At 58.5% G+C, this 26,801-nt stretch carries 27 protein-coding genes and 1 tRNA gene; 2 read left to right on the forward strand and 26 right to left on the reverse strand.

Features of this window, described 5'->3' with window-relative positions; genetic code table 11:
- Positions 1 to 131 precede the first annotated feature (131 nt).
- From phnE (QZ862_RS21150) to phnG, 11 genes are all read right to left on the reverse strand, one after another.
- Positions 132 to 1,481, reverse strand: a complete 1,350-nt coding sequence (gene phnE, locus QZ862_RS21150) for a phosphonate ABC transporter, permease protein PhnE (RefSeq protein WP_296101641.1) — start codon at positions 1,479 to 1,481, stop codon at positions 132 to 134.
- The gene (phnE, locus tag QZ862_RS21155) at positions 1,481 to 2,455 is read right to left on the reverse strand and encodes a phosphonate ABC transporter, permease protein PhnE (RefSeq protein WP_113175712.1); all 975 of its coding nucleotides are present in this window, start codon (positions 2,453 to 2,455) and stop codon (positions 1,481 to 1,483) included. The genes phnE (QZ862_RS21150) and phnE (QZ862_RS21155) overlap by 1 nt, the downstream gene beginning before the upstream one ends.
- A gap of 166 nt (positions 2,456 to 2,621) precedes the next feature.
- The gene (gene phnD / locus QZ862_RS21160; protein ID WP_296101643.1) at positions 2,622 to 3,527 is read right to left on the reverse strand and encodes a phosphonate ABC transporter substrate-binding protein; all 906 of its coding nucleotides are present in this window, start codon (positions 3,525 to 3,527) and stop codon (positions 2,622 to 2,624) included.
- A 97-nt stretch (positions 3,528 to 3,624) separates the two neighbouring features.
- A complete protein-coding gene (gene phnC / locus QZ862_RS21165; RefSeq protein WP_296101644.1) occupies positions 3,625 to 4,500 on the reverse strand; it encodes a phosphonate ABC transporter ATP-binding protein in 876 nt (291 codons plus the stop codon).
- Between the two features lie 115 nt (positions 4,501 to 4,615).
- Complete coding sequence (locus QZ862_RS21170; protein ID WP_296015712.1) at positions 4,616 to 5,233, reverse strand: DapH/DapD/GlmU-related protein; 618 nt, start codon at positions 5,231 to 5,233, stop codon at positions 4,616 to 4,618.
- Positions 5,230 to 5,937: a phosphonate C-P lyase system protein PhnL gene (gene phnL, locus QZ862_RS21175; RefSeq protein ID WP_296015711.1), complete on the reverse strand. Its 708-nt coding sequence runs from the start codon at positions 5,935 to 5,937 to the stop codon at positions 5,230 to 5,232. The genes QZ862_RS21170 and phnL overlap by 4 nt, the downstream gene beginning before the upstream one ends.
- A 1-nt stretch (position 5,938) precedes the next feature.
- Positions 5,939 to 6,715 (reverse strand): phosphonate C-P lyase system protein PhnK, encoded by a 777-nt coding sequence (gene phnK, locus QZ862_RS21180; protein ID WP_296015710.1) that lies wholly within the window; start codon positions 6,713 to 6,715, stop codon positions 5,939 to 5,941.
- Positions 6,712 to 7,629 carry an alpha-D-ribose 1-methylphosphonate 5-phosphate C-P-lyase PhnJ gene (locus QZ862_RS21185; protein ID WP_296084626.1) on the reverse strand — a complete coding sequence of 306 codons (918 nt, stop codon included), beginning with the start codon at positions 7,627 to 7,629 and terminating at the stop codon, positions 6,712 to 6,714. Before QZ862_RS21185 ends, phnK begins: the two co-directional genes overlap by 4 nt.
- Before the next feature lie 149 nt (positions 7,630 to 7,778).
- On the reverse strand, positions 7,779 to 8,888 hold the full coding sequence (locus tag QZ862_RS21190) for a carbon-phosphorus lyase complex subunit PhnI (RefSeq protein WP_296101645.1): 1,110 nt from the start codon (positions 8,886 to 8,888) through the stop codon (positions 7,779 to 7,781).
- Positions 8,889 to 8,891: 3 nt separating this feature from the next.
- On the reverse strand, positions 8,892 to 9,497 hold the full coding sequence (phnH, locus tag QZ862_RS21195) for a phosphonate C-P lyase system protein PhnH (RefSeq protein WP_296101646.1): 606 nt from the start codon (positions 9,495 to 9,497) through the stop codon (positions 8,892 to 8,894).
- A complete protein-coding gene (gene phnG, locus QZ862_RS21200; protein WP_113326670.1) occupies positions 9,497 to 9,955 on the reverse strand; it encodes a phosphonate C-P lyase system protein PhnG in 459 nt (152 codons plus the stop codon). Before phnG ends, phnH begins: the two co-directional genes overlap by 1 nt.
- A gap of 80 nt (positions 9,956 to 10,035) precedes the next feature.
- Between phnG and phnF the strand changes: the two genes are divergently transcribed.
- Positions 10,036 to 10,773, forward strand: a complete 738-nt coding sequence (gene phnF / locus QZ862_RS21205) for a phosphonate metabolism transcriptional regulator PhnF (protein WP_296015699.1) — start codon at positions 10,036 to 10,038, stop codon at positions 10,771 to 10,773.
- 35 nt (positions 10,774 to 10,808) lie between these two features.
- Here the strand turns inward: phnF and QZ862_RS21210 are convergent, their stop codons facing one another.
- The 13 genes from QZ862_RS21210 to rirA form a co-directional block, all read right to left on the reverse strand.
- A complete protein-coding gene (locus QZ862_RS21210) occupies positions 10,809 to 11,747 on the reverse strand; it encodes a TonB family protein (protein WP_296101647.1) in 939 nt (312 codons plus the stop codon).
- Entirely contained in the window at positions 11,744 to 12,253 is a 510-nt protein-coding gene (gene exbD / locus QZ862_RS21215) for a TonB system transport protein ExbD (RefSeq protein WP_296038514.1), read from the reverse strand. Before exbD ends, QZ862_RS21210 begins: the two co-directional genes overlap by 4 nt.
- A gap of 4 nt (positions 12,254 to 12,257) precedes the next feature.
- Positions 12,258 to 13,382, reverse strand: coding sequence for a tonB-system energizer ExbB (exbB, locus tag QZ862_RS21220; RefSeq protein WP_296101648.1), 1,125 nt, complete (start codon positions 13,380 to 13,382; stop codon positions 12,258 to 12,260).
- 209 nt (positions 13,383 to 13,591) lie between these two features.
- Complete coding sequence (gene hutC / locus QZ862_RS21225) at positions 13,592 to 14,326, reverse strand: histidine utilization repressor (protein ID WP_296101649.1); 735 nt, start codon at positions 14,324 to 14,326, stop codon at positions 13,592 to 13,594.
- Between the two features lie 150 nt (positions 14,327 to 14,476).
- A complete protein-coding gene (locus QZ862_RS21230; RefSeq protein WP_296101650.1) occupies positions 14,477 to 15,262 on the reverse strand; it encodes an ABC transporter ATP-binding protein in 786 nt (261 codons plus the stop codon).
- Positions 15,262 to 16,035, reverse strand: a complete 774-nt coding sequence (locus QZ862_RS21235) for an ABC transporter permease (protein WP_296083583.1) — start codon at positions 16,033 to 16,035, stop codon at positions 15,262 to 15,264. The genes QZ862_RS21230 and QZ862_RS21235 overlap by 1 nt, the downstream gene beginning before the upstream one ends.
- 69 nt (positions 16,036 to 16,104) lie before the next feature.
- Positions 16,105 to 17,046, reverse strand: coding sequence for an ABC transporter substrate-binding protein (locus QZ862_RS21240; RefSeq protein WP_296083585.1), 942 nt, complete (start codon positions 17,044 to 17,046; stop codon positions 16,105 to 16,107).
- Between the two features lie 97 nt (positions 17,047 to 17,143).
- A complete protein-coding gene (locus QZ862_RS21245; protein ID WP_296038522.1) occupies positions 17,144 to 17,875 on the reverse strand; it encodes an ABC transporter permease in 732 nt (243 codons plus the stop codon).
- A gap of 20 nt (positions 17,876 to 17,895) precedes the next feature.
- Entirely contained in the window at positions 17,896 to 18,834 is a 939-nt protein-coding gene (locus QZ862_RS21250) for an ABC transporter ATP-binding protein (RefSeq protein ID WP_296101652.1), read from the reverse strand.
- Positions 18,831 to 20,027, reverse strand: a complete 1,197-nt coding sequence (locus tag QZ862_RS21255) for an ABC transporter permease (RefSeq protein WP_296101653.1) — start codon at positions 20,025 to 20,027, stop codon at positions 18,831 to 18,833. Before QZ862_RS21255 ends, QZ862_RS21250 begins: the two co-directional genes overlap by 4 nt.
- A 9-nt stretch (positions 20,028 to 20,036) precedes the next feature.
- Complete coding sequence (locus QZ862_RS21260) at positions 20,037 to 20,948, reverse strand: ABC transporter substrate-binding protein (protein ID WP_296101654.1); 912 nt, start codon at positions 20,946 to 20,948, stop codon at positions 20,037 to 20,039.
- Between the two features lie 167 nt (positions 20,949 to 21,115).
- Entirely contained in the window at positions 21,116 to 22,150 is a 1,035-nt protein-coding gene (locus tag QZ862_RS21265) for an AbrB family transcriptional regulator (RefSeq protein WP_296101655.1), read from the reverse strand.
- A gap of 136 nt (positions 22,151 to 22,286) precedes the next feature.
- Positions 22,287 to 22,763 (reverse strand): iron-responsive transcriptional regulator RirA, encoded by a 477-nt coding sequence (gene rirA, locus QZ862_RS21270; protein ID WP_296038528.1) that lies wholly within the window; start codon positions 22,761 to 22,763, stop codon positions 22,287 to 22,289.
- A 315-nt stretch (positions 22,764 to 23,078) separates the two neighbouring features.
- Between rirA and QZ862_RS21275 the strand changes: the two genes are divergently transcribed.
- Positions 23,079 to 24,092: a Fe(3+) ABC transporter substrate-binding protein gene (locus QZ862_RS21275; protein ID WP_296101675.1), complete on the forward strand. Its 1,014-nt coding sequence runs from the start codon at positions 23,079 to 23,081 to the stop codon at positions 24,090 to 24,092.
- Between the two features lie 216 nt (positions 24,093 to 24,308).
- On the opposite strand, the gene fdhA is transcribed toward QZ862_RS21275, so the two are convergent.
- Together fdhA and QZ862_RS21285 are read right to left on the reverse strand one after the other, a co-directional pair.
- Positions 24,309 to 25,499: a formaldehyde dehydrogenase, glutathione-independent gene (fdhA, locus tag QZ862_RS21280; protein WP_296016657.1), complete on the reverse strand. Its 1,191-nt coding sequence runs from the start codon at positions 25,497 to 25,499 to the stop codon at positions 24,309 to 24,311.
- Positions 25,500 to 26,431: 932 nt separating this feature from the next.
- Positions 26,432 to 26,508: transfer RNA gene (locus QZ862_RS21285), tRNA-Met, on the reverse strand.
- Between the last annotated feature and the right edge of the window lie 293 nt (positions 26,509 to 26,801).

Below are 26,801 nucleotides of genomic sequence, written 5' to 3' on the forward strand. Positions count from 1 at the left end.
TCATGAAAACAGCGGAAGCGTCATTTGAGACGACTTGTCTCGGCCCCGCAAGGTCAGAAGTGCGGGGTAGACCTTTTCCATGACAGAATGATGATATCGGGCAGGAAATTTGCCGGATATCAGTGGCATGTTTAGTGATGCGTTTTGCCAATGAGGCGCGAGCGGATCGCGTTCGACATATTGTCGAACAGGAAGACGACGATAAGGATCAACAGCACCATATAGGCGACCTTGTCCCAATCCTGATTGGTACGCATGGCTTCCAGCAGTTTGAGGCCGATGCCGCCTGCGCCCACCGCACCGATAACCGTGGCGGAGCGGGTGTTGCTTTCCCAGAAATAGAGCGACTGTGAAATGAAGACCGGCAGCACCTGCGGAATGACGCCGAAGCGGTTGACGATGACCGGCGAGGCGCCGACCGATTTCACGCCTTCGCGCTGCTTGTCATCGACATTTTCCAGAGCCTCGGCATAGACCTTTCCGAGCGCACCCGTGTCGGTGAAGAAGATCGCGGCAATCCCGGGGATCGGTCCGGGGCCGAAGCTTCTGGTGAAGAACAGCGCCCAAATCAGCATGTCGATCGAGCGGAGGAAGTCGAAGAGCCGCTTCATGCCCCAATTGGCCGCCTTGTTGGCAGTGATGTTGCGGGCGGCGATGAAGGCCAGAGGAAAGGCAAAGAGCGTACCGAGAAGCGTACCGAGGAAGGCCATGACCAGCGTCTGCAACAGCTTGGACAAGATATCCTCATGTTGCCAGGCATCGTTGCCGAGGAAATCATCGGCCATCTTTGAAATATTGGACTGGGCCGGATCGACGCGATCTTGCCATAGCGCCAGCGCTGCCAAGTCGCCCCAGCTCTTGCCCCAGAACTGCGAACGGGTGTCGAAGAAGAAATTGGCCCAACCAAGGAAGCGGCGCTGGACATAGAGCTGCGAGGTCCGAATTTCCGCCTGACCGGCAAAGCCGTACTCGACGACGACCTTGTTCTCGTCCTGGCGGATTTGAACAGGCGCGCCGGCCGGGGCTGTGACGCGGTCAGCGCCGATGGTCACGGGATAGAGCGTGCCGTCGACGTAGACATTGGCCTGCGTCGGGGTGATGTCGATGCGGTTCTGCTGATCGCCATAGGTCACGCTATAGCCGCCATCCGGCAGCGGCTGGAGCCAGCTGATATTGGCATTGGCTGGATACTGCCCGCGGCTCGTCCATTGCGGCACGACCTTGCCATCATCGAAGCGAAGCCGTGGCTGGGCGCGCCAGGAATACCAGTCCTGAATATAGCTGGAAGCGCGGTCCCAGCGGCCGTTGGTCAAGGCCGGGCCGACATTGAAGGCGAAGAAGCAGATGACGAGATAGGCGATGGCTGCAACCAGACCGACGAACAGTCCGTATCGGCGCATGAAGCCCTGCTGAAAGACCTGCGGATATTGGGACAGAAGACGTTCGCGGTCCGCACCATTGATGACAAAGCTTGTGGACATCAGGCCGCTCCCCGTCCGAATTCAAAGGATTGCTGGCCGATTAGCCGACGGCGCAGCCAGCCGGAGAACTGGTCAACAGCAATGATGGTGATCAGCAGCATGATGATGATGGCGTAGGTCTTGGCGGCATGATCGTTACCGATCGCCAGGCGGAAGACCTCGCCGATACCACCGCCGCCAACAGCACCGATGATGGTGGAGGCGCGCACATTGATTTCGGCGCGCAGCAGCGCATAGGAAACGAAATTCGGCAAAACCTGCGGTACGATGGCAAAGCGCACACGCTCCAGCCAATTGGCACCCGATGCCCGCAAGCCTTCATCCGGCTTCATATCGGCATTTTCAACCACTTCGAAGAACAGCTTTCCGAGCGCGCCGACGGTGTGGATGGTGATGGCGACGATGGCGGCAATGGGACCGAGCGAAAGGATGGCGGTGAGCAATCCGGCAATGACGATTTCCGGAAAGGCGCGCATCACTTCCAGCATGCGTCTGACGGCAAAACGCACCGCGCCGGCACCCACCAGATTGGTAGAGGCAAAGAAGCACAGCGCGAAAGCGAAGGCCGTGCCGATCAGCGTCGAGACCAGCGCAATGTTCAGCGTGATGATCAGCTGATAGAAGAAATGCGGAATATAAAAGCCGTCGCCGATATAGACGCGCTCCGAAACATAGTCGTATTTCAGCGAGCCGTCGGCATAGGGTGACGGCAGATCGAACATGGCGCGAACGACTTCCATCGGGCTGTTCGGCAGGAAGGTCTTCATAAAATCGAAGAAATAGGGCAGCCGCTCGAAGAACTTGCCGGAATTGGCGCTATTGGCGAAATCGAGCGAGGCAAAGAGCAGCGCAAGAAAGACGACGATGGCGATGCCGGTGTAGATACGTCGCGTGACCAGCTGCTGCTGGTAGTGCTGCATGACCTTTTTCGAGGCCTCGCCCAACGCATCTGGGGTGATTGGCGTGCTGGCCATGTCTTTTGCGTCCTTACCGGAGCCATGCGGGTGACGATGGATTCACCAAGGCTCTCATTCACCGTTTCAGCGGCATCCCTCAAGAAGCGTGACAGCTTTCCCGGGCTGCGCTTTAAAAAAACGGCGGCGCCTTTCTGACGCCGCCGTCTCATGCAGTTGCTGGCAATCAGCCGCCGATAACGGCCTTACGGGCATCAACGATCGTCTGGTAGAAGGACGGATCGACCTTGATGTATTCCTTGTTCTTGCCCTGGGTGAAGCCCTGGAAGCAAGCGAGGTCCTTCTTCGGCAGGTCGAGGAAGAAAGCTTCGATCTTTTCCTTCATCGGCTCGCCGACCTTGTTGGCAACCATCAGCGGGCCGTTCGGGATCAGCGGCGACTTCCAGACTTCGACGAGATCGTCCATATCGAGGTTGCCCTTGGCAACCATCTGGTGGAGGTTGCCGGAGCTGTAGCCTTCTTCCCACTTGCCAACGCCGGAGCCGAAGGTGGTGCCGACATCGAACTTCTTGTCGAGAACGGCGAGAACGAGGTTCTCATGGCCGCCACCGAAACCCGTTTCGGAGAAGTATTCCTTGACCGGCTTGCCGGTTTCCTTCGGCAGCGCGACGTTCGGGATCAGGTAGCCTGAGGTAGAGTCAGGATCGGCAAAACCGAGCTTCTTGCCCTTCGCGTCTGCCAGCGACTTGATGCCGGAATCCTTGCGGGCAACCATGATGGTGTAATAACCGCTGGAGCCGTCAGCGCCAGTGTAGGTCAGGATCGGATCGACAGCCTTCGGGTCCTGAATGGCGATCTTGGCGTAGGAGGATGCGCCCATGGAAGCAATGTCGATGGTGCCGCCCAGCAGACCCTGGATAACGCCGTTATAGTCCGGCGACGGGAAGAGCTGAACCTGCTCGACACCGGTTGCAGCCTTCAGACCATCGGCAATGCACTGGGCGTTGCGAAGTTGGTCGTTGGAGTTTTCGCCGCCATCGAGACCGATACGCAAAACTTTGACGTCCTGGGCAAGAGCCGAACCGGCCAGAAGGCCAAGCGCGACCGCAGAAAGAAGAGCTTTCTTCAACATGGATGTATCTCCTGTTTTTCCGGCAAGCCGGAGTTTTGCATGATGTGGGCTTTGATATGGGCGCCCCTGACGCGGGCGGATCGATGCTGTGCAGTCCTTACATTCCAGCCATGGAAAGGGGCTTCAGAGCGGTAGCTTCAGGACCGGCAGATGGGTTTTGGACGCGGGCGCTGAGCTCTGCGCCTTCAATGGTGATGCTGGTCGATGTCATGGTTTCGTCGATACCGGCACCGTGCGAATCCGTGCCGTAGATGTCCTTGACCGCGCGCGCATCAAGCTCGGCCGGCGTGCCGTCGAAGACCACGCGACCGCCTGCCATGCCGATGATGCGTTCACAATAATTGCGCGCCGTATCGAGCGTATGCAGGTTGGTGATGACGGTGATGCCTTCGCGCTCATTGATATCGCGCAACGCATCCATGACGATCTTGGCGTTCAGCGGGTCGAGCGACGCAATCGGCTCGTCGGCAAGGAGCATGCGCGGCGACTGCATCAGCGCGCGCGCAATGGCAACACGCTGCTGCTGGCCACCAGAGAGCGTTCCCGCAGGCTGCATTGCCACATGCTCGATGCCGAGGCGCTCCAGTGCGGCGATCGCCATCAGACGCTCTTCGGTAGTGAAGATGCTGAGCAGGCTCAAGACCGTGGAGCGGTGATTGAGGCGACCAAGCATGACATTGGTCAGAACGTCCAGACGCGGTACGAGATTGAACTGCTGAAAGATCATGGCGCAATCGCGCTGCCAGTGGCGCAGGGCAGCCCCGCGCAGTGACGAAACCTCAAGATCACCGAAATGGATGGAGCCGGATGTCGGATCGACCAGACGGTTGATCATACGCAGCAGGGTGGATTTGCCCGCACCCGAACGTCCGATGACGCCGACCATCTGACCCTGGGGAATATCGAGCGTCACGCTGTCGACGGCGGTCGATTTGCCGAAGCGGCGCGTAACCTGCTTGAGGTGAAAAGTCATAGGCCAAATCCAGTCTCGTTATTTCGGATTCGGCCTATCAGGGGTGCGTGAAGCGTGAATGTCAGTTTGATGAAGAAATTATTACAAGGCTGACGTTACGGGAGATGCGCTTCGCTCACCCGTCATACTTCGCCAGAAAGGCCTCTGCCTCCAGCGAGCGGAAATCATCCAGCGCGGCGCGAAGCCTTGTATGATCCCAATCCCACCAGGCCAGCCTGTCCATCCGCTCGCCGATCTCTTCTGGAAAACGACGCCGGATGAGTTTGGCGGGAACACCGCCGAAAATGGTGTAAGGCGCGACATCCTTCGAGACGACGGCACCGGCACCCACCACCGCGCCATTGCCGATACTAACGCCGGGCAGAATGGTAGCACCGTGGCCGATCCAGACGTCGTGGCCGATGACGACGCGCTTTGCCCGCCTTGCGGCAAAGAAATCGGTCTCGTCTTCAGCATCGTCCCAATAGTTATGGGCGCGGTAGGTGAAGTGGTGGAGCGTCGCGCGCGACATGGGGTGATTTGTAGCGTTGATGCGCACCGATGCGGCGATATTGACGAATTTGCCGATGGTGGCGCACCAGACGGCACCGTCCTGCATGATATAGGAATAGTCATCCATCTCCACCTCTTCGATGCGGCAGCGCTCCGATACTTCGGTGTAGCGGCCGATCTTCGAGTTCGTGACACGGGCAGTCTCGTGGATCACGGGTTCAAGTCCGACTTTGACACTCATGCTGCAATCTTTCTGGGCGAGAACTGCGAGACATCGAGAATACGATTGGCCACGGCTTCACGCACTTCCTCATCGTGAAAAATGCCGAGAAGGGCCGTTCCTTCGGCCTTCTTTTGCTGGATCATCTCCACCACGACCTTGCGGTTGGCGGCATCGAGCGAGGCCGTCGGTTCGTCCAGTAGCAGGATGGCATGGTCGGTAATGAAGCCGCGGGCAATGTTGACACGCTGCTGTTCGCCGCCGGAAAAGGTCGCGGGTGGCAGAGACCACAATTCCCGTGGCAGATTGAGTTTGGACAGCAACTCCCCTGCCCGTTCGCGTGCCTCTTCGACTGGAACTTTTCGAGCGAGCAGCGGCTCCGCCACCACATCGACGGCGGCTACGCGGGGAACGGTGCGCAGGAACTGGCTGACATAGCCAAGGCTGCGGTGGCGGACTTCGAGCACGGTGCGGGGCGCGGCACTGCCGATATCGACCATCTGTCCCTCATGCTTGATGAGTATCTGGCCGCTATCGATGGCGTAATTGCCATAGAGCATCTTGAGGATGGAGCTTTTGCCGATCCCCGAAGGCCCGCCAAGCACGACGCATTCGCCGGCCTGGACGGAGAAGTTCACATTGCGCACGACGGGCAGTTCAATCCCGTCACGCAGATGCATGGTGAAGCTTTTGAAGACTTCCGAAACGATGAGGGGGGTCGGCATGTCACACCTGCAGGATGGAGGAAACGAGGAGCTGAGTGTAGGGCTCACGCGGGTCGTCCAGCACGCGGTCGGTCAAACCCTGCTCGATGACGTTGCCGTCCTTCATCACCATCATCCGATGCGACAAGAGACGTGCAACCGCAAGGTCATGGGTGACGACGATGACGGATAGACCGAGATCGTTGACGAGGCCGCGAACGAGATCGAGAAGCCTCGCCTGGACCGAGACATCCAGACCGCCGGTCGGCTCGTCCATGAAGACGAGGCGCGGCGAGGTGACGAGGTTGCGGGCGATCTGCAGGCGCTGGCGCATGCCACCGGAAAAGGCACGCGGCTGATCATCGATGCGATCGGTGCTGATCTCCACCCGCTCCAGCCATTCGCTGGCGGTGTTGCGGATATTGCCATAATGGCGGTTGCCGACCGCCATCAGCCGCTCTCCGACATTGGCGCCCGCCGAGACCGTCATGCGCAGACCGTCAGCCGGATTCTGGTGCACGAAGCCCCAGTCCGTGCGCATGAGAAAACGCCGCTCCGCCTCTCCCATGTGATAGAGGTCGCGGACCGAGCCATCCCGCATGCGATATTCGACGCTTCCCGTCGTCGGCATCAGCCGGGTGGAAATGCAGTTCAGCAGCGTCGTCTTGCCTGAGCCGGATTCACCGACGATCGCCAGAACCTCTCCCGGCCAGAGATCGAAGGAAACGTTGCGGCAACCTGCGCGGTCGCCGTAATATTTCGAGACGTCGCGGACTTTCAACAGCGGTTGGTCGCTCATTCTGCGGCCTCCTTCACATCGGCCAGCAGATGGCCGCGATGGCCATGGTCGCGCCGATCTTCGCAATGATCGGTATCGGAACAGACGAACATGCGTCCGCCCCGATCATCGAGGATGACTTCATCGAGATAGACATTGTCCGCGCCGCAAAGCGCACAGGGCTTGTCGAAGGTCTGGATCTCGAAGGGATGGTCGTCGAAATCGAGGCTGACGACTTCGGTGAAGGGCGGTACCGCATAGATGCGCTTTTCACGACCAGCGCCAAACAGTTGCAAGGCCTCCGACATATGCATTTTCGGATTGTCGAATTTCGGCGTTGGCGACGGGTCCATGACGTAGCGGCCCGCAACCTTCACCGGATAGGCGTAGGTGCGGGAAATCCGGCCATTATGGGCAATGTCCTCATAGAGGCGCACATGCATGAGGCCGTATTCTTCCAGCGCATGCATGACGCGGGTTTCGGTCTCACGTGGCTCGAGGAAGCGCAAGGGTTCGGGGATCGGCACCTGATAGACCAGCACCTGACCTTCCGTTAGCGTTTCTTCCGGAACGCGGTGACGCGTCTGGATGACGGTGGCCTCCTTGGTATGGGTGGTGACAGCGACAGTGGCGACCTTCTGGAAGAAGGCGCGGATGGAGACGGCATTTGTCGTATCATCCGCCCCCTGGTCTATGACCTTCAGTACGTCCTTTGGCCCGAGGATTGCCGCCGTCACCTGCACGCCGCCCGTTCCCCAGCCATAGGGCATGGGCATTTCGCGCGAGGCGAAGGGCACCTGGTAACCCGGTATGGCAATAGCTTTAAGAATAGCGCGGCGGATCATCCGCTTGGTCTGCTCGTCCAGATAGGCGAAATTGTACGTTGCGAGACCTTCATTCTTTAGGTCATTCTCAAATGAAACTTCTTCAAGCATCGTGCGTTGTCCTTCCGTAAGTCACAACGGATGTCAGGAGTAAATGATCATGGAGATCGGAATTCTCATTGCGCTGTTCTTCACTGTATTTGCAGCATCGAGCGTATTTTGCGCTTACTGGTTCAACGAGCAGCGATAAGACCAAGTCTTTATTCGGCAGCATCGTTCAACCAACCCTCTTGTGTTCTTTGCGCAGCCTCGAAATCGGCGCGCATCTTTCTGACAAGACCAAGCTCAGCCTGGAAATCGACGTAATGCGGCAGCTTTAAATGCTCGACAAAGCCCGTCGCCTGAACATTGTCAGCATGTGAAATCACAAACTCTTCGTCTTGAGCCGGTGCGGTTCTATCTTCACCGAACTCGTCAGCACGCAGAGCACGGTCCACGAGCGACATAGCCATGGCCTTGCGTTCGCTCTGGCCGAACACCAGCCCGTAGCCGCGGGTGAATTGCGGCGGTGCCTTGGCCGAACCCTTGAACTGGTTGACCATCTGGCATTCGGTGACCTGAACATCGCCGATGGAAACGGCAAAGCCGAGTTCGGGAATATCCAGCTCCACCTCGACCTCACCGATTCTCACCTCGCCGACAAAAGGGTGGGTGCGGCCGTAGCCGCGCTGCGTTGAGTAGGCCAGAGCCAGAAGAAAGCCTTCATCACCACGGGCAAGCGATTGCAGGCGCAGGTCTCGTGCCATGGGGAACTCCATGGGCTCGCGGGTCAGGTCGCCGGGAACATGCTCCTCCGGCATTTCGCCGTCGCTTTCGATCAGGCCTTCTTCCGCCAGAATTTCCGACACCCGCATGATATGTTCCGGCTCTGAATCGCGCAGGACAGGCTCATCGACCTCGCCATCCTCAAGAAGGGATGGATCGAGAAGGCGATGGGTGTAATCGAAGGTGGGGCCGAGCAACTGTCCGCCGGGCAGATCCTTGTAGGTTGCGGACACGCGGCGTTCAACCAGCATCTCGCCGGTTTCGACCGGCCTGGAGTAGCCGAAGCGCGGCAGGGTGGTGCGATAGGCGCGCAGCAGAAAGATAGCCTCGATCATATCGCCGCGCGATTGTTTGACCGCGAGCGCGGCGAGCGCCCGATCGTAGAGCGAGGCTTCGGCCATCACCCGGTCCACGGCAAGGCCGAGTTGCTCAATGATCTGGCCGATCGTCATGGCGGGCAGGTTGCGATCTCCACGGCGCCGGTCGGCAAGCAGGCAATGTGCATTGGCAATGGCGGTTTCTCCGCCCTTAACGGCAACATACATAGCTTAGGCCTCCAGCTCGATACGAATGGAACGCGGCAGGCAGATGAAGTGGCTGCCGCAGGTGAGGATCACATCGACTCCACGCGGAAAGACGGCGCGGTTCTCGCTCCACAGACGAGGGAAAATGTCAGGAAGGCCTGTAGGCTCTATGATCTCGCTGTCCCGAATGCCGGGGCCGGTAAGCCGGAGCTTTGGACCGCCTGTCAAATCCTGCACTTCGATGATGATCGTTGCGGAGCGGTCAGGATATTCCTGCGTGCCTTGGGCGAAAAGATCGAAAGAGGAGAGCTGGCTTGCGGCATCGAGCACCGCAAAACGGGCTTCGGCTTTGGTTGCCGCCATTTGCGCTCCCGTGTGAAAGGAGAGCCAGCTCGGCACGACCGATTTCGAGAAGGCGCCATTCATCCAGACGGGGGTTTCGTAATCTGAAAGCGTCAGGAGAATGCCGCCGGCAGCCTTGCCGAGCGGGCTTGGCGGCTGGATCGGCAGATCGAAGGATTGCACCTTACCTGGGCGTGCCATGCCATCCATGACGGCTTTGAAAATGTGCTGGGAATCGAAGACCGGATCGGAGAAGCCGCCGGTTACGATATTGGCGTTGGCGGACATTAGTCGTCTCCCCGTACCATGGTGAAGAAATCGACGCGGGTTGCTGCGGTTTGCTGAATGGCATTGGTCTTGCGTTTTTCAAGACGAGATGCGACCACAGAGAGGACCTCGCGCTCAACGAGAGGACGGGTCGTCTCTTCCTGCCAAAGCGCATCGGCGATTGCCGCGTACCACGCCTGCTTGCGGCTCGTGCCGAGCGCATGGGCATGGCCGATCGTGCCGGAGGCAAGCTTGACGGTGGCGCGTGTCACGGTCGCTTCTCCGAGATTGAAGGGTGAACCGCCGCCACCAATCTTTCCGCGCACCATGACGAGCCCGGTTTCCGGTCCACGCACCTTTTCGACTTGCGGCTTGGTATCCAGAGCGCTCCAGCAATTGAGAAGCTCTTCAACCGTCGCACGGGCCAGCAGCCCTGCGGCCCGCTTTCTCGCCTCTTGAATTTCGGTCGGTTCGTTCATTTTATCCTCAAACGTCTATTGATATAGACAACCATACAAGATAGCTTAGATGTAAGCCTCCAGCATGACAAGCGTGTGACATGACCCTGACGAACAATATGCGAAAGAAGAATGGCGTGGCGCTTTGGCGCCAGATCGCCGACCGGATCAGAACGGCGATTGCTGCGGGCGAATATGACGGCACCGGCATGTTGCCATCAGAGATGGTGCTGGCAGAACGTTTTGGCGTTAACCGCCATACGGTCCGGGGTGCCATCGCAGCACTTGCGGATGAAGGTATCGTTCAGGCGCTGCAAGGCCGGGGAACACTGATTACCCGCAAGGATCGCCTGAGTTTCCCAATCTCGAAGCGAACACGCTTTACCGCTGGTCTTGGCGATCAGGCACGGGAGATGGAAGGGCTGCTCCTGGCGCATTCCCTTGAGGGAGCGACGACAGCTCTTGCCGAGAAGCTGAATGTGGCGCCGGGTACGCCACTCATCCGGCTGGAGTTGCTGCGTAAGGTCGATCAAAAGCCGGTATCGCGCTCGACATCCTGGTTTCCGGCTGAGCGCTTTAGCGGCATTGCCACTGACTATGAAGACACGGGCTCAATTACCGAGGCGCTGAAGCGATCCGGCGTGGCCGACTATGTCCGGGCTTCGACCACAGTCTCTGCCCGCCATGCGGAAGCCGACGATCTGGCCGATCTCGAGCTGTCGCCGGGTGCCATTCTCCTCGTCTCCGATTCCCTGAATGTCGACATGGACGGACATCCGATACAGTTCGGCACCAGCCGCTTTCCGGCTGATGTCGTGCAATTCACCGTGGAGAGTTGACAGCAGGAGGAACACGATCGTCCTGCGAGCGTCCGCTACCTGACCTGCACAGGAAGGACGAAGGACGTCTGCGCACCGGGAGGTGGCGTCGAAACCGATGCCTTGCCGATCGACGATTTGATCTTGGCGTCGACTGCCTCATCGCCTGTGGATTTGACCACGCTCAGCCGGCCGATAGAACCGTCATTCTGCACCACGAAGGATACCGTCACCGTCATGCCGGAGCGGCCCGCACCGCGAACGATGCGGCGAGCGACAGCGCTTTGAACCTTCGATGCCCAGTCAGCCGGAGAGATGGAAGACGATGCAGAACCCGCGCTGTTGCGAGACGCCGCCGTTCTGTCCGACTGCGTCGCCTCAGCCTTGGCGATATCGCGGCGCTGAGATTGCTGTGGCGCCGGCGTCGGCTTTTGCACTCGTTTCTTTTCCGGCTCTTTTTCCTTCTCCACCTTCTTTTGTACCGGAGGCGGAGGCGGAGGACGAAGCACAGGAAGGGGAACCTCGACATTTTCGAGTTCCGCTACCTGCTGCTGCTCGATGGGATCGACCTCCTGCACCGGTTCTGGAGGCGTGGGCTCCTCCACAGGCTGCTGCACCACCTCCGGCGGCACTTCGGGGGTAGGCTCGGGCTCCACTGGCGGCTCTTCAACGACAGGCTCTGCAACTGGCTCCGGCGGAGGTTCTACGGGCGGCGGTTCTTCGACAGGCTCGGTGACGTTGCTTTTGACCTCTTCCGTCTCGACCTCGTCATTGGCTTCGACCGTTTCTTCGGTATTGGCGGCCTCAGGCAGGGCGGCAAGCTCAATCATGATCGCCGCCTGAGGTGCGTTATCGCCCTGCTCTTCCGGCTTTTCCTGCATCAGATAATAGGCGCCTGCGGCGTGTACCGAGACCATCACCAGTGCCGCCGCGGACCAGAGTGCGATCTCTCCGAAGCGGGATTGTCTGGAACGAGAGTAGACGGTGTCCGTCACTGCGACCCTCCATTCGGGCCAGATGCAGGCTGGCTGGATTGCAGCTGACTGGAACCAGAGGCCGGCGCGCCTGCTGGAGCTGCGCCCGCAACGCCCTCCAGCCCGACAAGCGCGATCTTCAGATAGCCGCTGTCACGCAGCAGGTTCATGATCTCCATGAAGTGGCCGTAATCCACCGCCTTGTCAGCGCGCAGAAAGATACGTGTGTCCTTCTTGCCCCCCGTCTTGGCGTCGAGGCTGGAGGCCAATGCTTCGCGCCCCACCGCATCATTGCCGAGATTGAGCGACAGGTCGTCCTTCACCGTCAGATAGAGCGGCTCGTCCGGACGCTCGGCGGGTTTTGCCGTCGAGGCCGGAAGGTCGACATTGACATCTACGGTCGCAAGCGGTGCTGCCACCATGAAGATGATCAGCAGCACCAGCATCACGTCGATGAACGGCGTGACGTTGATTTCGTGGTTTTCGGGAAGCTCTTCCCCGTGGCTCTCTCGGATACCGCCTGCCATGATCTTAACGTCCCACCAGTGAGACCTGGGGCTTGCTGGCACTGCCCGGCGGGATGCGGCGGAAATCGAGGTCGCGGCTGACGAGACGCTCCACGCCTGCGGCAACATCGGCCAGCAGATGACGATAGCCGGTAATGGAACGGGCAAAGACGTTGTAGATCACCACTGCCGGAATGGCGGCAACCAGACCGATCGCCGTCGCCAGCAAGGCCTCGGCGATACCGGGCGCCACGACGGCAAGGTTGGTTGTCTGCGATTCCGAGATACCGATAAAGGCGTTCATGATGCCCCAGACCGTGCCGAAGAGGCCAACGAAGGGCGATACCGAACCGATGGAGGCCAGAACGCCCGTGCCGCGCGACATGCGGCGACCCGCATGGGTTTCGATGCGCGAGAGGATGGAGGAGACCCGCTCCTTGATGCCACCGCCATCCGTGTGAGCAACGACTGCATCCGACAGGGTCATTTCGTGAGTTGCCATGCGCAACATCAAGGCGGCAGGACCGCCCTTGTTTTCGACGGCTTCAGTGGCTTCAGCCAGCGTCTTTGCCTTGTGAACGATCTTCAGTGTTGATCCTGCACGCACACGCGCGGCGGCAAGCTCGATCGACTTCGCCAGCCAGACCGTCCAGGTTGCGAGCGAGGCGAGAGCAAGGCCGATCATGACGCTTTTGACGACCCAGTCTGCGGCCATGAACATGCCCCAAGCGGACAGGTTGTGAGGAATATCGGACCGTTCATCCGCGCTCACCTCTACCGGAGAAAGCGCCTCACTGGATGGGCCTGGCTGTGCTGCTGGCGGTGTCTGCGCGCCAGACGGTTGAGCCGGAGCCTCGGTCGCCGGAAAGGGAGCGGTCGCAGCAGGCGCCTGCTGATCCTGTAGGGCGGCTTGCGGCACCTGCGTCGCTGGCGATGGCTGAACGGAAACGGGCGGAGCAGAATTCGTAGCCGGCGAAGGAGCCTGGGTCTGCGGTGCGGCTGGCACGCCTTGGGATGGCGCAGCCGTCTGAGCGACAGCCTGGACAGAAGAGGCGCAGATCATCACGGTCATTGCCAGCGCCGCGTGTCGGCAACGCGTCCATGGCGCTATTGCAGCTTTGGACGAAGAAATCGAGAGTATGGAGGTCATCAGATGGTCCCGGGTTTTCTGTACTGCACGACGACCAGACGCATCGGCATTGCCCTCACCCGCACCCGAATAGCAGACATGCAAGCCCGATCCGCTATAAGTGGAGTAAGATTAGCAACTAATACATTGCATAAACCGGAGCTGTAAACTCATCTTTTGGAAAAACATGCGTGACGAAGCGATGTTTTTACATTCGCGATTGCGAAGGATCACTGCTGCTGCATGGGCAGGAATTGCGCCACGAGTTCATGGCGCTCGCCCGGATAGGTTACCGTGACGTGTGTCACGTAGGTCTGCCCGTGCCAGGTTCGCCGCTCAACGACGAGGCAGGCGGTACCGACGGGAATGGCAAGCGCATCGGCAATCCGGCGATCCGCCGAGATGGCGCGGATGCGATGCTCGGCAGCGCTCCAGGGTACCATCTGCAAAAGCCATGAACCCGGACCGACGGAGGAGAAATCCGCATCTTTGGCCTCTGGCACGGCGGAAACGTTGATGATGCGGTCCTCGAGGCAAAAGGGTGTGTCGCCGGTGAAATGCCGGCAGGTCAGCGAGAGAATACTGGCGCCCGCCTTCACCTCCAGCGCAGCGCGATCTTGAGACGTTGCCTTGCGTAGTTCGCGCTCGTCCAGCCGATAGCCGTAGATCAGTCCCATCTGCTGGACCTCGCGCTGGATATCGTGAATTGCCAGAACGGCGGATTGGACATGCGGACGGGTAACGAAACTTCCGGAACGGCGACGGCGCTCGATCAGGCCTTTCTTGACCAGCTCGGTCAGCGCCTTGTTCACCGTCATGCGGGAGCAATCATACTCCTTCGTCAACTCGTGCTCGAAGGGAATACGATAACCCGGCGGCCATTCACCAGACAGAATCCGTCCTTCCACGTCGCTCATGATGCGCTCGTGCAAGGACTTTTCCTGCAGTGCGGCCGTTTCAGCCATGGTCTTCGTTCCGTTACAGCGTCGGCTAGAAAATCGAAATCCATTTTCTAAAAAGCGCGATGCGTCTATTCAAAAGGTAAAGCGTGTTTTGTGCGGCCAGTTGGAAGCACGGCGCTTCCATGGCCCGCCTGATATCACCGTCTCCCGTGCTTAGCCATGGGCTGCCGCCGCAATGGCTTCTTCACGGATTTCATCGGTGAGCCTTGCACGCAACTCGGAAAATTCCGGGCTAGCCTTGACCGTGTAATGACGCGGATGCGGCAGATCGACCGGGGTGATGGACTTAATGCGGCCCGGACGCGCCGACATCGTCACCACTCGGTTTGCCATGAACACCGCTTCCTCGATATCATGCGTCACGAAGATCACCGTCTTCTGCTCCCGCTCCCAGATGCCCAGCAGCAGTTCCTGCATGAGGCCGCGCGTCTGGTTGTCCAGCGCGCCGAAGGGTTCATCGAGCAGCAGAATGCGCGGACCGTTGGCCAGCGCTCTGGCAATCGCCGTTCTCTGCTGCATGCCGCCGGATAGTTGCTTCGGCCAGTGGTTCTCGAAGCCTCTCAAGCCCACCTTGTCGATGTAGCTATCGACGATCTCCCACTTCTCCTTCTCCGCTACCCCGCGCTCGCGCAGGCCAAAGGCGACGTTCTCGCGGATAGTGAGCCAGGGAAACAGCGTGTAGGACTGGAAGACCATGCCGCGATCGGCACCTGGTCCCTTCACCTCCTGGCCAGCCAGCAGAACCTTGCCGGTGGTCGGGCGATCAAGGCCGGCGATGATACGAAGCAGCGTCGACTTTCCGCAGCCGGAGGGCCCGAGAATGGTGACGAAATCGTTCTTCGGAATTTCGAGATCCGTCGGTTGCAGGGCAAGTGTCGGCGTGCCGCCACGCACGCCCGGGAAGGTGCGGCTGACGTCCTGGATGACGAGTTCATTCATCAGGCAAGCCTCCAGGCGAACAGTTTGCGATTGAGAGACTTGAAGGCAAAGTCCGAGATAAGTCCGATGACACCGATGACGATAATGCCGAAAATGATCTGGCCCGTCGCCATCAAGGCCTGGCTGTTGATGATCATGTAACCGATGCCGGACGAGGCTCCGATCAATTCGGCGACGATGACATAGGTCCACGCCCAGCCGAGAACGAGCCGCAGAATCTCGGCAATATCCGGTGCATTGGCAGGGATGAGGACCCGGCGCACAACGCCGCGATCCTTGGCGCCGAGCGTATATGCAGCCTCGACCAGATCACGTCGTGTGCCGGCAACGGCAACGGCGATCATAAGGATGATCTGAAACACCGCACCGATGAAGATCACCAGCAGCTTCTGCATTTCGCCAATGCCAGCCCAAAGGATCAGAAGCGGGACGAAAGCCGACGCCGGTAGATAGCGTGCGAAGGAAACGAAAGGCTCGAGTAAAGCTTCGATCGGCTTATATGCACCCATGGCGATACCGAGGGGAACAGCCACTATCGCCGCCAGCACGAAGCCGCCGACCACGCGCCAGATCGTCATACCGATATCGTAGGCGAAACCCTGCTCGGTCAGGAGATAGATCCCATCCTTCAGCATGGTGACAGGGTCAGCGAGAAAGGTGGGCGAAACGAACCCACCCAGCGTTGCGATACCCCAGGCGAGGAAGAACAGCACGAAAAACAGGATGCCGAGCGCAATCCGCGTGCTGTGTCTGATAGGCTGTAGTGGCTGCATGTGTATCCCGGCAGTCATGAGGCGGGGCGCGGCGACAGGCCGCGCCCGAGGTCATTGCTTGATGGCCGATTACTTGATGAAGGAGGTATCGGCGAGCGTAGAAAGGTCGGGCTTCGACTTGATGACGCCGATTTCCAGAAGCAGATCGGCGGCCTTCTCCGAAAACGTCTTGAACTCGCCTTCGAAGAACTTCTGGTTGGCTGCCTTGTCCTGCCATTCGAGGAACTTGGCGGAGTTGCCGAAGGCTTCGCCAGACTGCTTCACATCCGCGCCCATTGTCGCATAGGTTTTCTCGGGGTCGGCCTTGATGGCTTCAAGCGCCTCGAAGTAGCTCGTCGCCAGCGCCTTCGCCGCTTCCGGATTGGTTTTCAGGAATTCCGGCGTGCAGCCGAATGTGTCCATAACCGCCGGATAATCCAGCGTGGTAGCAATAATCTTGCCCTTGTCGGGTGCGGCACGAACCGTGGAGAGATAGGGCTCATAGGTCATCGCGGCATCGTTCTGGCCCGCGACAAAAGCCTGCGCAGCCGGGCCGGGCTCCAGGTTCACCACCTTCACATCCTTAAGCGTCAGACCATTTTCCTTAAGGATCCACGCGAGGAAGAAGTATGGCGAGGTGCCGGGTGCCGAAGCGGCAATGGTCTTGCCCTTCAGGTCGGCAATCTTGGCGATATCGCTGCGAACCGCCATGCCGTCCGCGCCGTGGGACTTGTCCATCTGAAAGATTTGCGTAGATTTCACGCCATTGGCGTTCCATGCAATCCAGGTTTCCACAGTGGTCGCGGCGCACTGAACGTCACCTGAGGCGAGCGCCAGGTGACGGCTTGCCTGCGGGATCTTCTTGATCTCGACCTTGAGACCGTTCTTTTCGAAAATACCCGCTTCTTTGGCGAGCGTCAGCGGCGCAAAGCCCGTCCAGCCAGACATGCCGATGGTGACGGATGTTTCGGCATGGGCTGTGGTGGAAAACAGTGCGGCGGCGAGAAGGGTAAAACCCAGCGTCTTTCTCATGTAGATCCCCTGTTGCTTTATTTTTGAGCGTCGATTTTCGCCGCTTCTTTAAGGGGCATTAATTCACAGGGAAAATGACTTGTCTAGACAAAATGCTTCAGTGACCTGTACGCCGCGCTACTTTGGTTTCCAGCATCGAAAGCGTGCTATGGATCAAAATGGCGAGTGCAGCCACAATCAAGCCACCCTGCAGAATGAAGGCAAGATTGTTGGATTGCAGACCGGCGATAATGACCTCGCCCAACGTGCGCGCCGCAACCGTTGAACCGATCGTGGCAGTCGAAAGGCTGATCACTGCGGAGAGGCGAATACCGGCAAGAATTGCCGGCATGGCAAGCGGCACGTCAATTCTCCAAAGCCTTTGCCAGCCGGTCATGCCCGCGCCGCGTGCGGCTTCGATGATTGATGCCGGAACCGTCGTCAGCCCCGTGAGGGTATTTTCGAAGACGGGAAGAAGCGCATAGAGAAACAGTGCAACCAGTGTGGGCTTCTGGCCAAAGCCCATGATCGGCACCGCCAGCGCCAGAACGGCGACCGGCGGAAAGGTCTGCCCAATGTTGACGATGCTGCGCGACAGCGGCAGAAATTCCCGACCGAATGGACGACTGACGAGGACGGCAAGCGTGGCGGCAACGAGTGTTGCAGCCAGCGTCGCCACACCCACGATCGCGAGATGGGACAGCGTAAGCGACAGAAGATCGGCTTGCTGGTAAATGGCCGGTGCGTTGGTCTGGACGAGCGGCGCGAAGATCGGCGCAAAAGTGTTTGGGCTGACCAGGAAGACGGCAAGCAGAAGCGCGAGGCCCAGCAGAAGGACCGGTCCAAGCAACGCTCTCTTGTCCGCGCCTCTCACGAGCGGCCCGCGGCTTGCTGCAGCAGCGTATCGCGCCGAATGCGTCCGATCTTCTGTCCATCGCTACCGATAACCGGTAGGCTGTCACGTCCTGCCCAGAGCATGGCGGAAAGCGCATCGCGCTGGCTTAACGCATCGGGCAGCGGTTCGCCTTCCGCTTCTCCGGCCTCGACGATCTCCGAGACCGTTACCACGGACAGCAGCCTCAGAGGCCTTTCCCGCTCGCCGATCAGCGTCCTGACGAAAGGCGTCGCCGGGTTCAGAACCAGCTCTGCCGGCGGCCCATATTGCACGATCTTCCCTCGATCCATGACGGCGATCCGATCTGCCAGGAAGAACGCTTCGTCCATGTCGTGGGTGACGAGAATAATGGTGACGCCGAGTTTCTTTTGTATCGCCACGAGATCTTCCTGCGCCTTGGCGCGGATGATCGGATCGAGTGCGCCAAAGGGCTCATCCATCAAGAGAATATTCGGCTCTGCTGCCAACGCGCGTGCCACGCCGACGCGCTGTTGTTGCCCGCCGGACAATTCGTTCGGGAAGCGATCGGCGTACAGATTCGAATCGAGTTGGAAAAGCGTGAGGAGTTCTTCGACTTTGGCAGAAATCCGCTGGCGGTCCCAGCCAAGGAGTTCCGGCACGGTTGCAATGTTTTGCGCAACCGTCCTGTGTGGGAAAAGTCCGTGTCCCTGGATGGCGTAACCGATGCTGCGTCGAAGCTCGAAACCCGGTAGATCGAGAACGTTGCGCCCATCGATACGGATGACCCCGGCGGTCGGCTCAACGAGGCGGTTGACCATCCGCAGAAGCGTCGTCTTTCCCGAGCCCGACGTGCCGACAATGACCGTGACGCTTCTCGGGCGCACCGAAAGGCTCACATTGTCGACCACAGTGGCTTCACCATAACGCTTGGTGAGGTTTTCGATCTCGATCATGCGGCTTTTCCTCCAGACAGGAGATTGCTGTCGATCAGGGCATCGAGCAGAATCGCTGCAGCAAACCCTAAGATGACGGTTGGGATGGTTCCCAGAAGAACGAGGTCCATGGCCGTTTGGCCGATGCCCTGAAATACGAAGACGCCGAAGCCACCGCCGCCGATGAGAGCTGCAATCGTCGCAAGCCCGATATTCTGCACCAGCACGATGCGGATGCCGGTCAATATGATGGGAAGCGCCAGAGGAAACTCGACCTTGATCAGACTCTGCCAAGCCGTCATGCCAATGCCCCGCGCGGCATCGCGCACCGCAAGCGGAACGCCCGCGACACCGACGACGGTGTTTGAGACGATAGGGAGCAGCGAATAGAGAAACAGAGCGACGAAGGCAGGCGCCGCGCCAATGCCCCTGATGCCGATGTCCGACGCGCCAGGAACATGCGTGCCGATCCAGCCGAGCGGCGCAATCAGGAGGCCGAAGAGCGCGATGGATGGGATCGTCTGGATGATGTTGAGACTGTTCAGCATGACGGCGCGGATGCGCTCCACCTTGAAACAGAGCACTCCCAGAGGAATGCCGGCCAGCATGGCGGCGAAGACGGAGCCCAAGGCCAGTTGAAGGTGGCGCTGCGCTTCCGTCCAGAAGATATCGGCGCGGCTTTGGTACTCTTTCATGACGGAAAGATCGTCCCACAGGCCGGAGAGCAGGAAGGCGCTAAGAAGCAAGAGAGCCAGCCCGAGCAGGATGAGACGCGTCAGCGGCTTGGGGTCAAGTCTCGCGATCGCATCCGTTGCCAGAACCACCAGCCCAGCAAGCACCAACCAGAAACCACTGGCTATCGAGACGCGGGCGTAGGTATTCTCAGGCGGAATGAGAGAGGAGGCAGAAAGACCGACGGCAAGCGCCAGCGCGACCAGGGCAGCAAAAGCGGTTGCCAGACGGATTTTCTTGTTTGCCACAAACAGCGCCACTGCTGCGGCCAAAAAGATGATTCCGATCAGTCCATAGCCAAGAGAGGTCGGCATGCTGTCCAGGAGGAAGCGCCCTTCTCCCTGGACGATCCGGTTGGCACGGAAACTGACAAAGGGCGGAACGAATGAAGCATAGAGAAGCAGGCCGCATATCAGCACGCCGACCTTATCGATATGTCGCGTGACGCTCTGCGGCTTCTGCAAGGCGGTCTCTTGCTGCAACGCCACCTCTTACTTCACGAAGCCGTTTTTGGTGAGAAAATCGAGCGCAACGGCCTTCGCCTGCTCTCCGCCCACCTGAACGCGGCCATTGAGCTCCTGAAGGGTGGTGAGATCGAGCTTTTCAAAAACGGGTTTCAACACCTTCTCGATGTCGGGATGCTTTTTAAGCACCTCTTCGCGAATGATCGGCGCGGGCTGGTAGACCGGCTGCACGTTCTTGTCATCCATCAGGACAACGAGACCGGAAGGCGCGATGCCGCCGTCCGTACCATAGACCATGGCGGCATTGGCGTTGTTGGTCTGGTTGGCGGCGGCAGCAATGGTGGCCGCCGTATCGCCGCCCGAAAGCGTAATCAGCTGCTCCGGCTTCAGCGTGAACCCGTAGGTTTTCTGGAAGGCCGGAAGAGCTGCTGCAGAGTTGACGAACTCGGACGATGCGGCAAGGACGATCTGGCCGCCACCTGCAACAAATTTGCCCAGGTCGCTCAATGTCTTGAGGTTGTTCTTGTCAGCCACGTCCTTGCGAACCGCGATGCCCCATGTGTTGTTGGCGGGCGATGGAGACAACCAGACGATCTTGTTGGCATCGTAGTCCAGCGTCTTGGCCTCTTCATAGGCTTTGGCTGCGTCCTTCCAGATGGGATCGTCTGCCTTTTCGAAGAAGAAGGCCGCGTTACCCGTATATTCCGGGTAGATATCGATCTCGCCTGCGATGATCGCCTTGCGCACGACAGGCGTTGCACCCAGTTGGATACGATCGGTGGTGGCGATATTGTTGACGTTCAGAACCGACTGGATGATGTTGCCAAGAACGCTTCCTTCTGTGTCGATCTTGGACGAAACGACGACTTGCGCCTGGGCAATCGATGTATAGAGAGCAAGCGCGAATCCGGCGCCAGCCAGCTTCATCAGACGGTTCATGGGCAATCTCCACTCGGATCGATTATTCGGGCAGGACAATGCCTCGTCTTTCTGACCAACTCTGATGAGTGACTGTCCCCGGTTCAGCAGGACGTAACGAAGCGGACTGCAAAAAGGTTGCAGGGAAATATCGTGGCTGAGAAAAAAAGGGCGACAGCCGTTGCCTTTCAACGCCCGCGCGCTTGCTTGCCAATGACGAAAGGCATGAGCACCGACAAGAACAGCAGGCGCAGCACATGGTGCGAGCCGACATAGGCAGTGTCCGCGTGCATCATCACCGCCATGGCGGCCATGGTCTCAAGGCCACCAGGCGCGAAAGCAATCATGACCGCGTTCAGCGGAACACCTGTCACACTTGAGATCAGTACGGCAATCGAGCAAGCAAGGACGACAACGGCAACAGTGACGACGGCGCCAGCCAGAAACGCCTTCCTCATATCCTTCAGCGAAGAGCGCGAGAAGCGGGTGCCAATCAGGCTTCCAAGAACGATGTAGGTGGGGATTGCAAGCCAATCCGGTACGCCGCCGCTGGAGAAGCCCGTGACGTGCGAACCGATGGAAACAGCGACACCACCCAGAAGCAGTGCGGCAGGAAAGCGCCAGCGCATGAAAAGAAGACCGACGATCAGGGACGCCAGCAGCGTCAATCCAAGTTCCAGCGCTGGCATGGGCGGCGGCAAAATGGAGGGCGCGACGCCGACAAGATCGAGATACTTGACAATGAGCGGCACGGACAGCGTCAGCGCCAGAACACGGACACTCTGGATTACGCTGACGGTTGCCAGATCGCTTTTCGTTTCTGCCGTAAGACTAATAATGTAGCTCAAGTGGCCGGGCGACGCTCCAAGCATTGCCGTCGTATGGTCATAGCGAAAGACAAAACGCAGGATCCAGTAGGCCGTGTAAAGAAGAACCACGACCGTTATCAGCACCGCAACGAAGCTGAGGGGCCATGTTCTGGCCGCTCGAAAAACATCCGGCGTGATGTTCGCTCCCATCGACACGCCAACAATCACGAAGGTCGCATTGCGCAGGTTCTTCGGAACCGAAAGTGTCAGGCCCAGGAGGCTTGCAGCCGTGACGGCAAGGGCCGGTCCGCAGAGAAACGGCGCTGGCAAGCCTACCAGCGCTCCGAACAGCGCACCGAGACTGCCGATGGAGACAGTCAGGGCAAGTCGATAAAGTTCGGATGTGGAAATCATGGCACCAGTGGGAATCAGGACGCAGGCATAAGGTTTCCACTTGTCCCTTCATCGCTGGCGAAATCAAGCTCTTGAAACACAAAAGCCTGCCGGCAATCTTGCAGGCAGGCTTACGGGCACTTGCTTGAAGCTCTGATCAGGCGGCCGCAACCGGCGGCGTATGAACGCGCGGCGCCAGCTGATCGAGGCCGAGCAGGAAGTTGATTTGCGGGCGGGCCTTGACGAGATCGTCGATGGAGTACTCGGTCAGGACGTCGAAGAACGCATTCAAGGCCTTGCGAAGCGCAGAGTTGAGGCCGCAGCTATCGACGAGCGGACATTCGACCGCGCCATCCTCGAAGCATTCCGCCATGGCAAAGCTGTCTTCCGTGACCTTGACCACGTCGAAGAGGCTGATCTTGTCGGCCGGCTTGCCAAGCTTCACACCTCCGTTGCGACCGCGAACGGTTTCGACGAGGCCAGCCTTGGTCAGCGGCTGAAGAATTTTGAAGAGAAACAGCTCCGATACGCCGTAAGCCTTTGCGATCTCAGGAATGCGGCTGAGATTGCCGTCATTGGCGGCGCAATACATCAACATGCGGACTGCATAGTTGGTCTGTTTGGTCAAACGCATGCTGATCTCCTAGTCGGTAATGTGGAGTTATATAGTTTGTTTTTCACTTTAGAACAATTCCAGAAATGAAAAAATCTTCCTCCGCGGCGCAAACTCCGGCGGTTCGCCGTTGACGCTTCTGCCGATTCATGAACAAACAACTCCACTATTCAACCCTACTGCATCGGCCCGAAAATCGGAAACGGTTTTCGGAAAACACGATGCGTAGATTCAACGGGAATCGCGCGTTCTTTTGCATCCACTAAATGGACGCCCGGCGCGCTGAGGGAGACCTGTGGTATGGCAAGCTTGAAAACCAGCTTTCTAACGCTCGGTATGGTGTTATCTGTCGCTTGTGGCGCAGCCACCCCGTCCCTTGCCGGTGGTGAGGTCAATGTCTACTCCTACCGCCAGCCGGAATTGATCCAGCCCCTGCTTGACGCCTTTGCCAAGGAGACGGGAATTGAGACCAATGTCCTGTTTCTCGACAAGGGTCTGGTCGAACGCATCCAGGCAGAAGGCGTCAATTCTCCCGCCGACATTCTGCTGACAGTCGATATCGCGCGCCTGGTGGAAGCCAAGGAAGGCGGCGTGACGCAGCCGGTCCTCAACGATCCGATCATCGAGAAGGATATTCCGGCCAATCTTCGCGACCCGGAAGGCGAATGGTTCGGACTGACGACCAGAGGGCGCGTTGTCTACGCCTCCAAGGAGCGTGTGCCGCAGCAAAGCATCACCTATGAAGAACTGGCCGATCCGAAATGGAAGGGCAAGATCTGCATTCGGGACGGCCAACATTCCTACAACATCGCCCTCTTCGCCTCGATGATTGCCCATCATGGACTGGATTATACCCGCACGTGGCTAACCGGCTTGAAGAACAATCTGGCACGCAAGCCGGATGGCACGGATCGCAGCCAGGCGAAGTCCATCTATTCCGGCGAATGCGATATTGCGCTCGGCAACACCTATTACGTCGGCCTGATGCTGACCAATGAGCAGGAACCGGAAGAGAAAGTCTGGGCAAACGCCGTCAAGGTCATCTTCCCCAATGCTGACGACCGCGGCACGCACGTCAACATCTCCGGTGTCGCCATGACCAAATACGCACCGAACAAGGAAAACGCTCTGAAGCTGATGGAATTCCTCGCATCTGGAGAGGCGCAGGAAATCTACGCCAAGCAGGTGTTCGAATACCCCGTCCTGCCCGGCGCGCAGCCTTCCGATGTCGTCAAGGGTTTTGGTCCGATCAAGCCCGACACCTTATCGCTGACGGAGATTGCCGCGCACCGAAAGGAAGCATCCGAATTGGTCGATCAAGTCGGCTTCAACGACGGCCCATCGCAGTAAGGCTGGCGTCTAGAGCATTTCCAGCAAAAGTGTGATCGGTTCTCCGTCCGGAAATTCGAAAAAACAAAGAGTTTGAGGAGGGTAAGTGAGCCCGTGTTCACCGGAGCTGCTCTATCGACATCCTACCTTAGCCACTCTTCGACAAACACAAAAACGCCCGCGACAACTTGATCGCGGGCGTTTTTGTTTAAATAGCGCAAAAAGAAACTTGGACGGTCAAGCGGCCTTGATCAGATCTCCATGCGGATCGAGAACGAACTTGGTCGCAGCACCCTGGTCGAAACTTTCGTATCCTTGGACCGCATCATCGAGTGCGATGATCTTGGCATTGACGATATCGGCGATCGGCAGGCGATCATGCAGAATGGCCTGCATCAGCTGCCGGTTATATTTTAGCACCGGCGTCTGTCCGGTGTGGAAAGACTGCGCCTTTGCCCAACCGAGACCAAAGCGCAGAGACAGGCTGCCTTGCTTGGCTGCATCATCCACCGCACCGGGATCTTCCGTGACATAAAGACCGGGAATGCCGATCGAACCGGCAGGGCGGGTGATTTCCATCATCTGGTTGAGAACAATAGCAGGCTGTTCGCCCCCGGCGTGACCGCGTGCCTCAAAACCAACCGCATCGATCGCGCTATCGACTTCATTGGTGCCTACGATCTGCGCAATCATGTCACCCAGCCGATCGCCCTTCGACAGATCGACAGGCTCAAAACCGACTTTTGCCGCATGGGCTAGACGATCCTTGTTGAAGTCGCCGATCATCACCACGGCCGCACCAAGAATGCGAGCCGATGCTGCAGCGGCGAGACCGACCGGACCGGCGCCAGCGACGTAAACCGTAGAGCCGACGCCCACGCCGGCCTTGACTGCGCCATGGAAGCCGGTCGGAAGAATGTCAGACAGCATGGTGAGGTCGCGGATCTTCGACATAGCCTTATCGCGATCGGGGAATTTCAAAAGATTAAAGTCGGCATAGGGGATAGTGACGTACTTCGCTTGTCCACCAATCCAGCCGCCCATATCAACATAGCCGTAGGCACCGCCCGCGCGGGCTGGATTGACCGTCAAGCATACGCCGGTATCTTGCGACTTACAGCAACGGCAACGACCGCATGCCACGTTGAATGGAACGGAGACAATATCCCCGACTTGCAGCATCTCGACATCGATGCCCTTTTCAATAACTTCGCCGGTAATCTCGTGGCCCAGCACGAGGCCCGGCATGGCGGTTGTGCGACCGCGCACCATGTGCTGGTCAGACCCGCATATATTGGTTGAGATCACCTTCAGGATCACGCCATGCTCGATCCTGCGTCCATCCGGCGCCTCAAGCTTCGGATCGTCAATATCACGAACCTCGACCTGACCCGGCCGCAAGTAGACAACGCCTCGGTTCTTGCTCATATCCATCTCCTCCATGGTTTGAACATCAATGCCGAAGCCGGCATGGCCGCGACATTCTCGACTGTCAGACAATCAATGGGAGGTTCGGCCAAGACTGGCCGCTTCCGGTACCCTCCGATAATCCTCCCGAGTGATCATCCACCTAACCGGGTTAGCCCGGTCATACACGCAAGTCACGCCACCTCCTCAAGTAGCGTTTCGATACGAACAGGAGACCACGCGAGAGGGAAGCGAGCGGTTTGGATTACGACACGCCTTGTGTGCTCAACGACACGATATTTATCCCGAAGGTAAACCTGTCGCATATTTGGGCCTGCTTCCGGCTTTTCCTAAGGATCAGTATTTGGAGCGCAGAGAATAATTGGCGAGCGTTATCGACCGCTATCGGAGTTGCGTGGGCAAGTTTTTGATTTAGGCCGCTGACTATCAAGCACTCTCAATGCAATTCCTTGATGCGCCTGAAAGGCTACGGTTAGGACAAAGCGGCCTGCGCTTAACGCTGCCCTATATGGATTTCGCCTTGAGCGATCGGAGGAATCAGCCAAGCCGGCATTTCAACGCGACCAACGAGATGCAGAGTATCAGCCAGACATGGATGATCGATCGAAGCAAAGAGAGCGCTTCACTCGTTCCTTCGAGTCACGGATAGCTCCGATTGGCCAGGCACTGGAGGCTTATCATCCGATAAGGCGAAGTTTGAAGGCTCTGGGAATTGTACGAGATCCACGGTGTAATTTGGCCTCAACCTCTCCGGCAGCAACTTAGGTGCTTAGTCGGAGGGCGTGACGGAACGACCTGTGCCCGCACATCGAGTTAAAGATGCCGCTCGATAGTCCTTCCGTCTCGAGCACCGCGGGGGTATGCGTCAAGGGATGCCCACCCCCTCAAACACAAAAGCCCCACGGAGACCGCGGGGCTTTTGCATATTGCTTTGGTTGCGGGGGCAGGATTTGAACCTGCGGCCTTCAGGTTATGAGCCTGACGAGCTACCGGGCTGCTCCACCCCGCGTTGATTTTGAGCGATGTCCGAGTGATTGCCCGGATGTTTTTGTTTTGCCGGTCCTCGGAAGCTTTGCTTCCTGCGGTTCGGCAGGGGCTGCTCGAGCCCGCGTTGACTTTGATCGACTTTGATGTCGAGTAAGTTTTAGAGGTGCAAAAGGCCGCTTTGTGTGCGACCTTTTGTATCGGCCTTGGCCGTTATGTATGTGATTTGAGAAGATTTTGTTGCGTTTAGCAGACCTGGCAGCGACCTACTCTCCCGCGTCTTAAGACGGAGTACCATTGGCGCTGGGGCGTTTCACG

Source organism: uncultured Agrobacterium sp. (genome assembly GCA_913777615.1).
In the GTDB taxonomy this organism is placed as follows: domain Bacteria; phylum Pseudomonadota; class Alphaproteobacteria; order Rhizobiales; family Rhizobiaceae; genus Agrobacterium.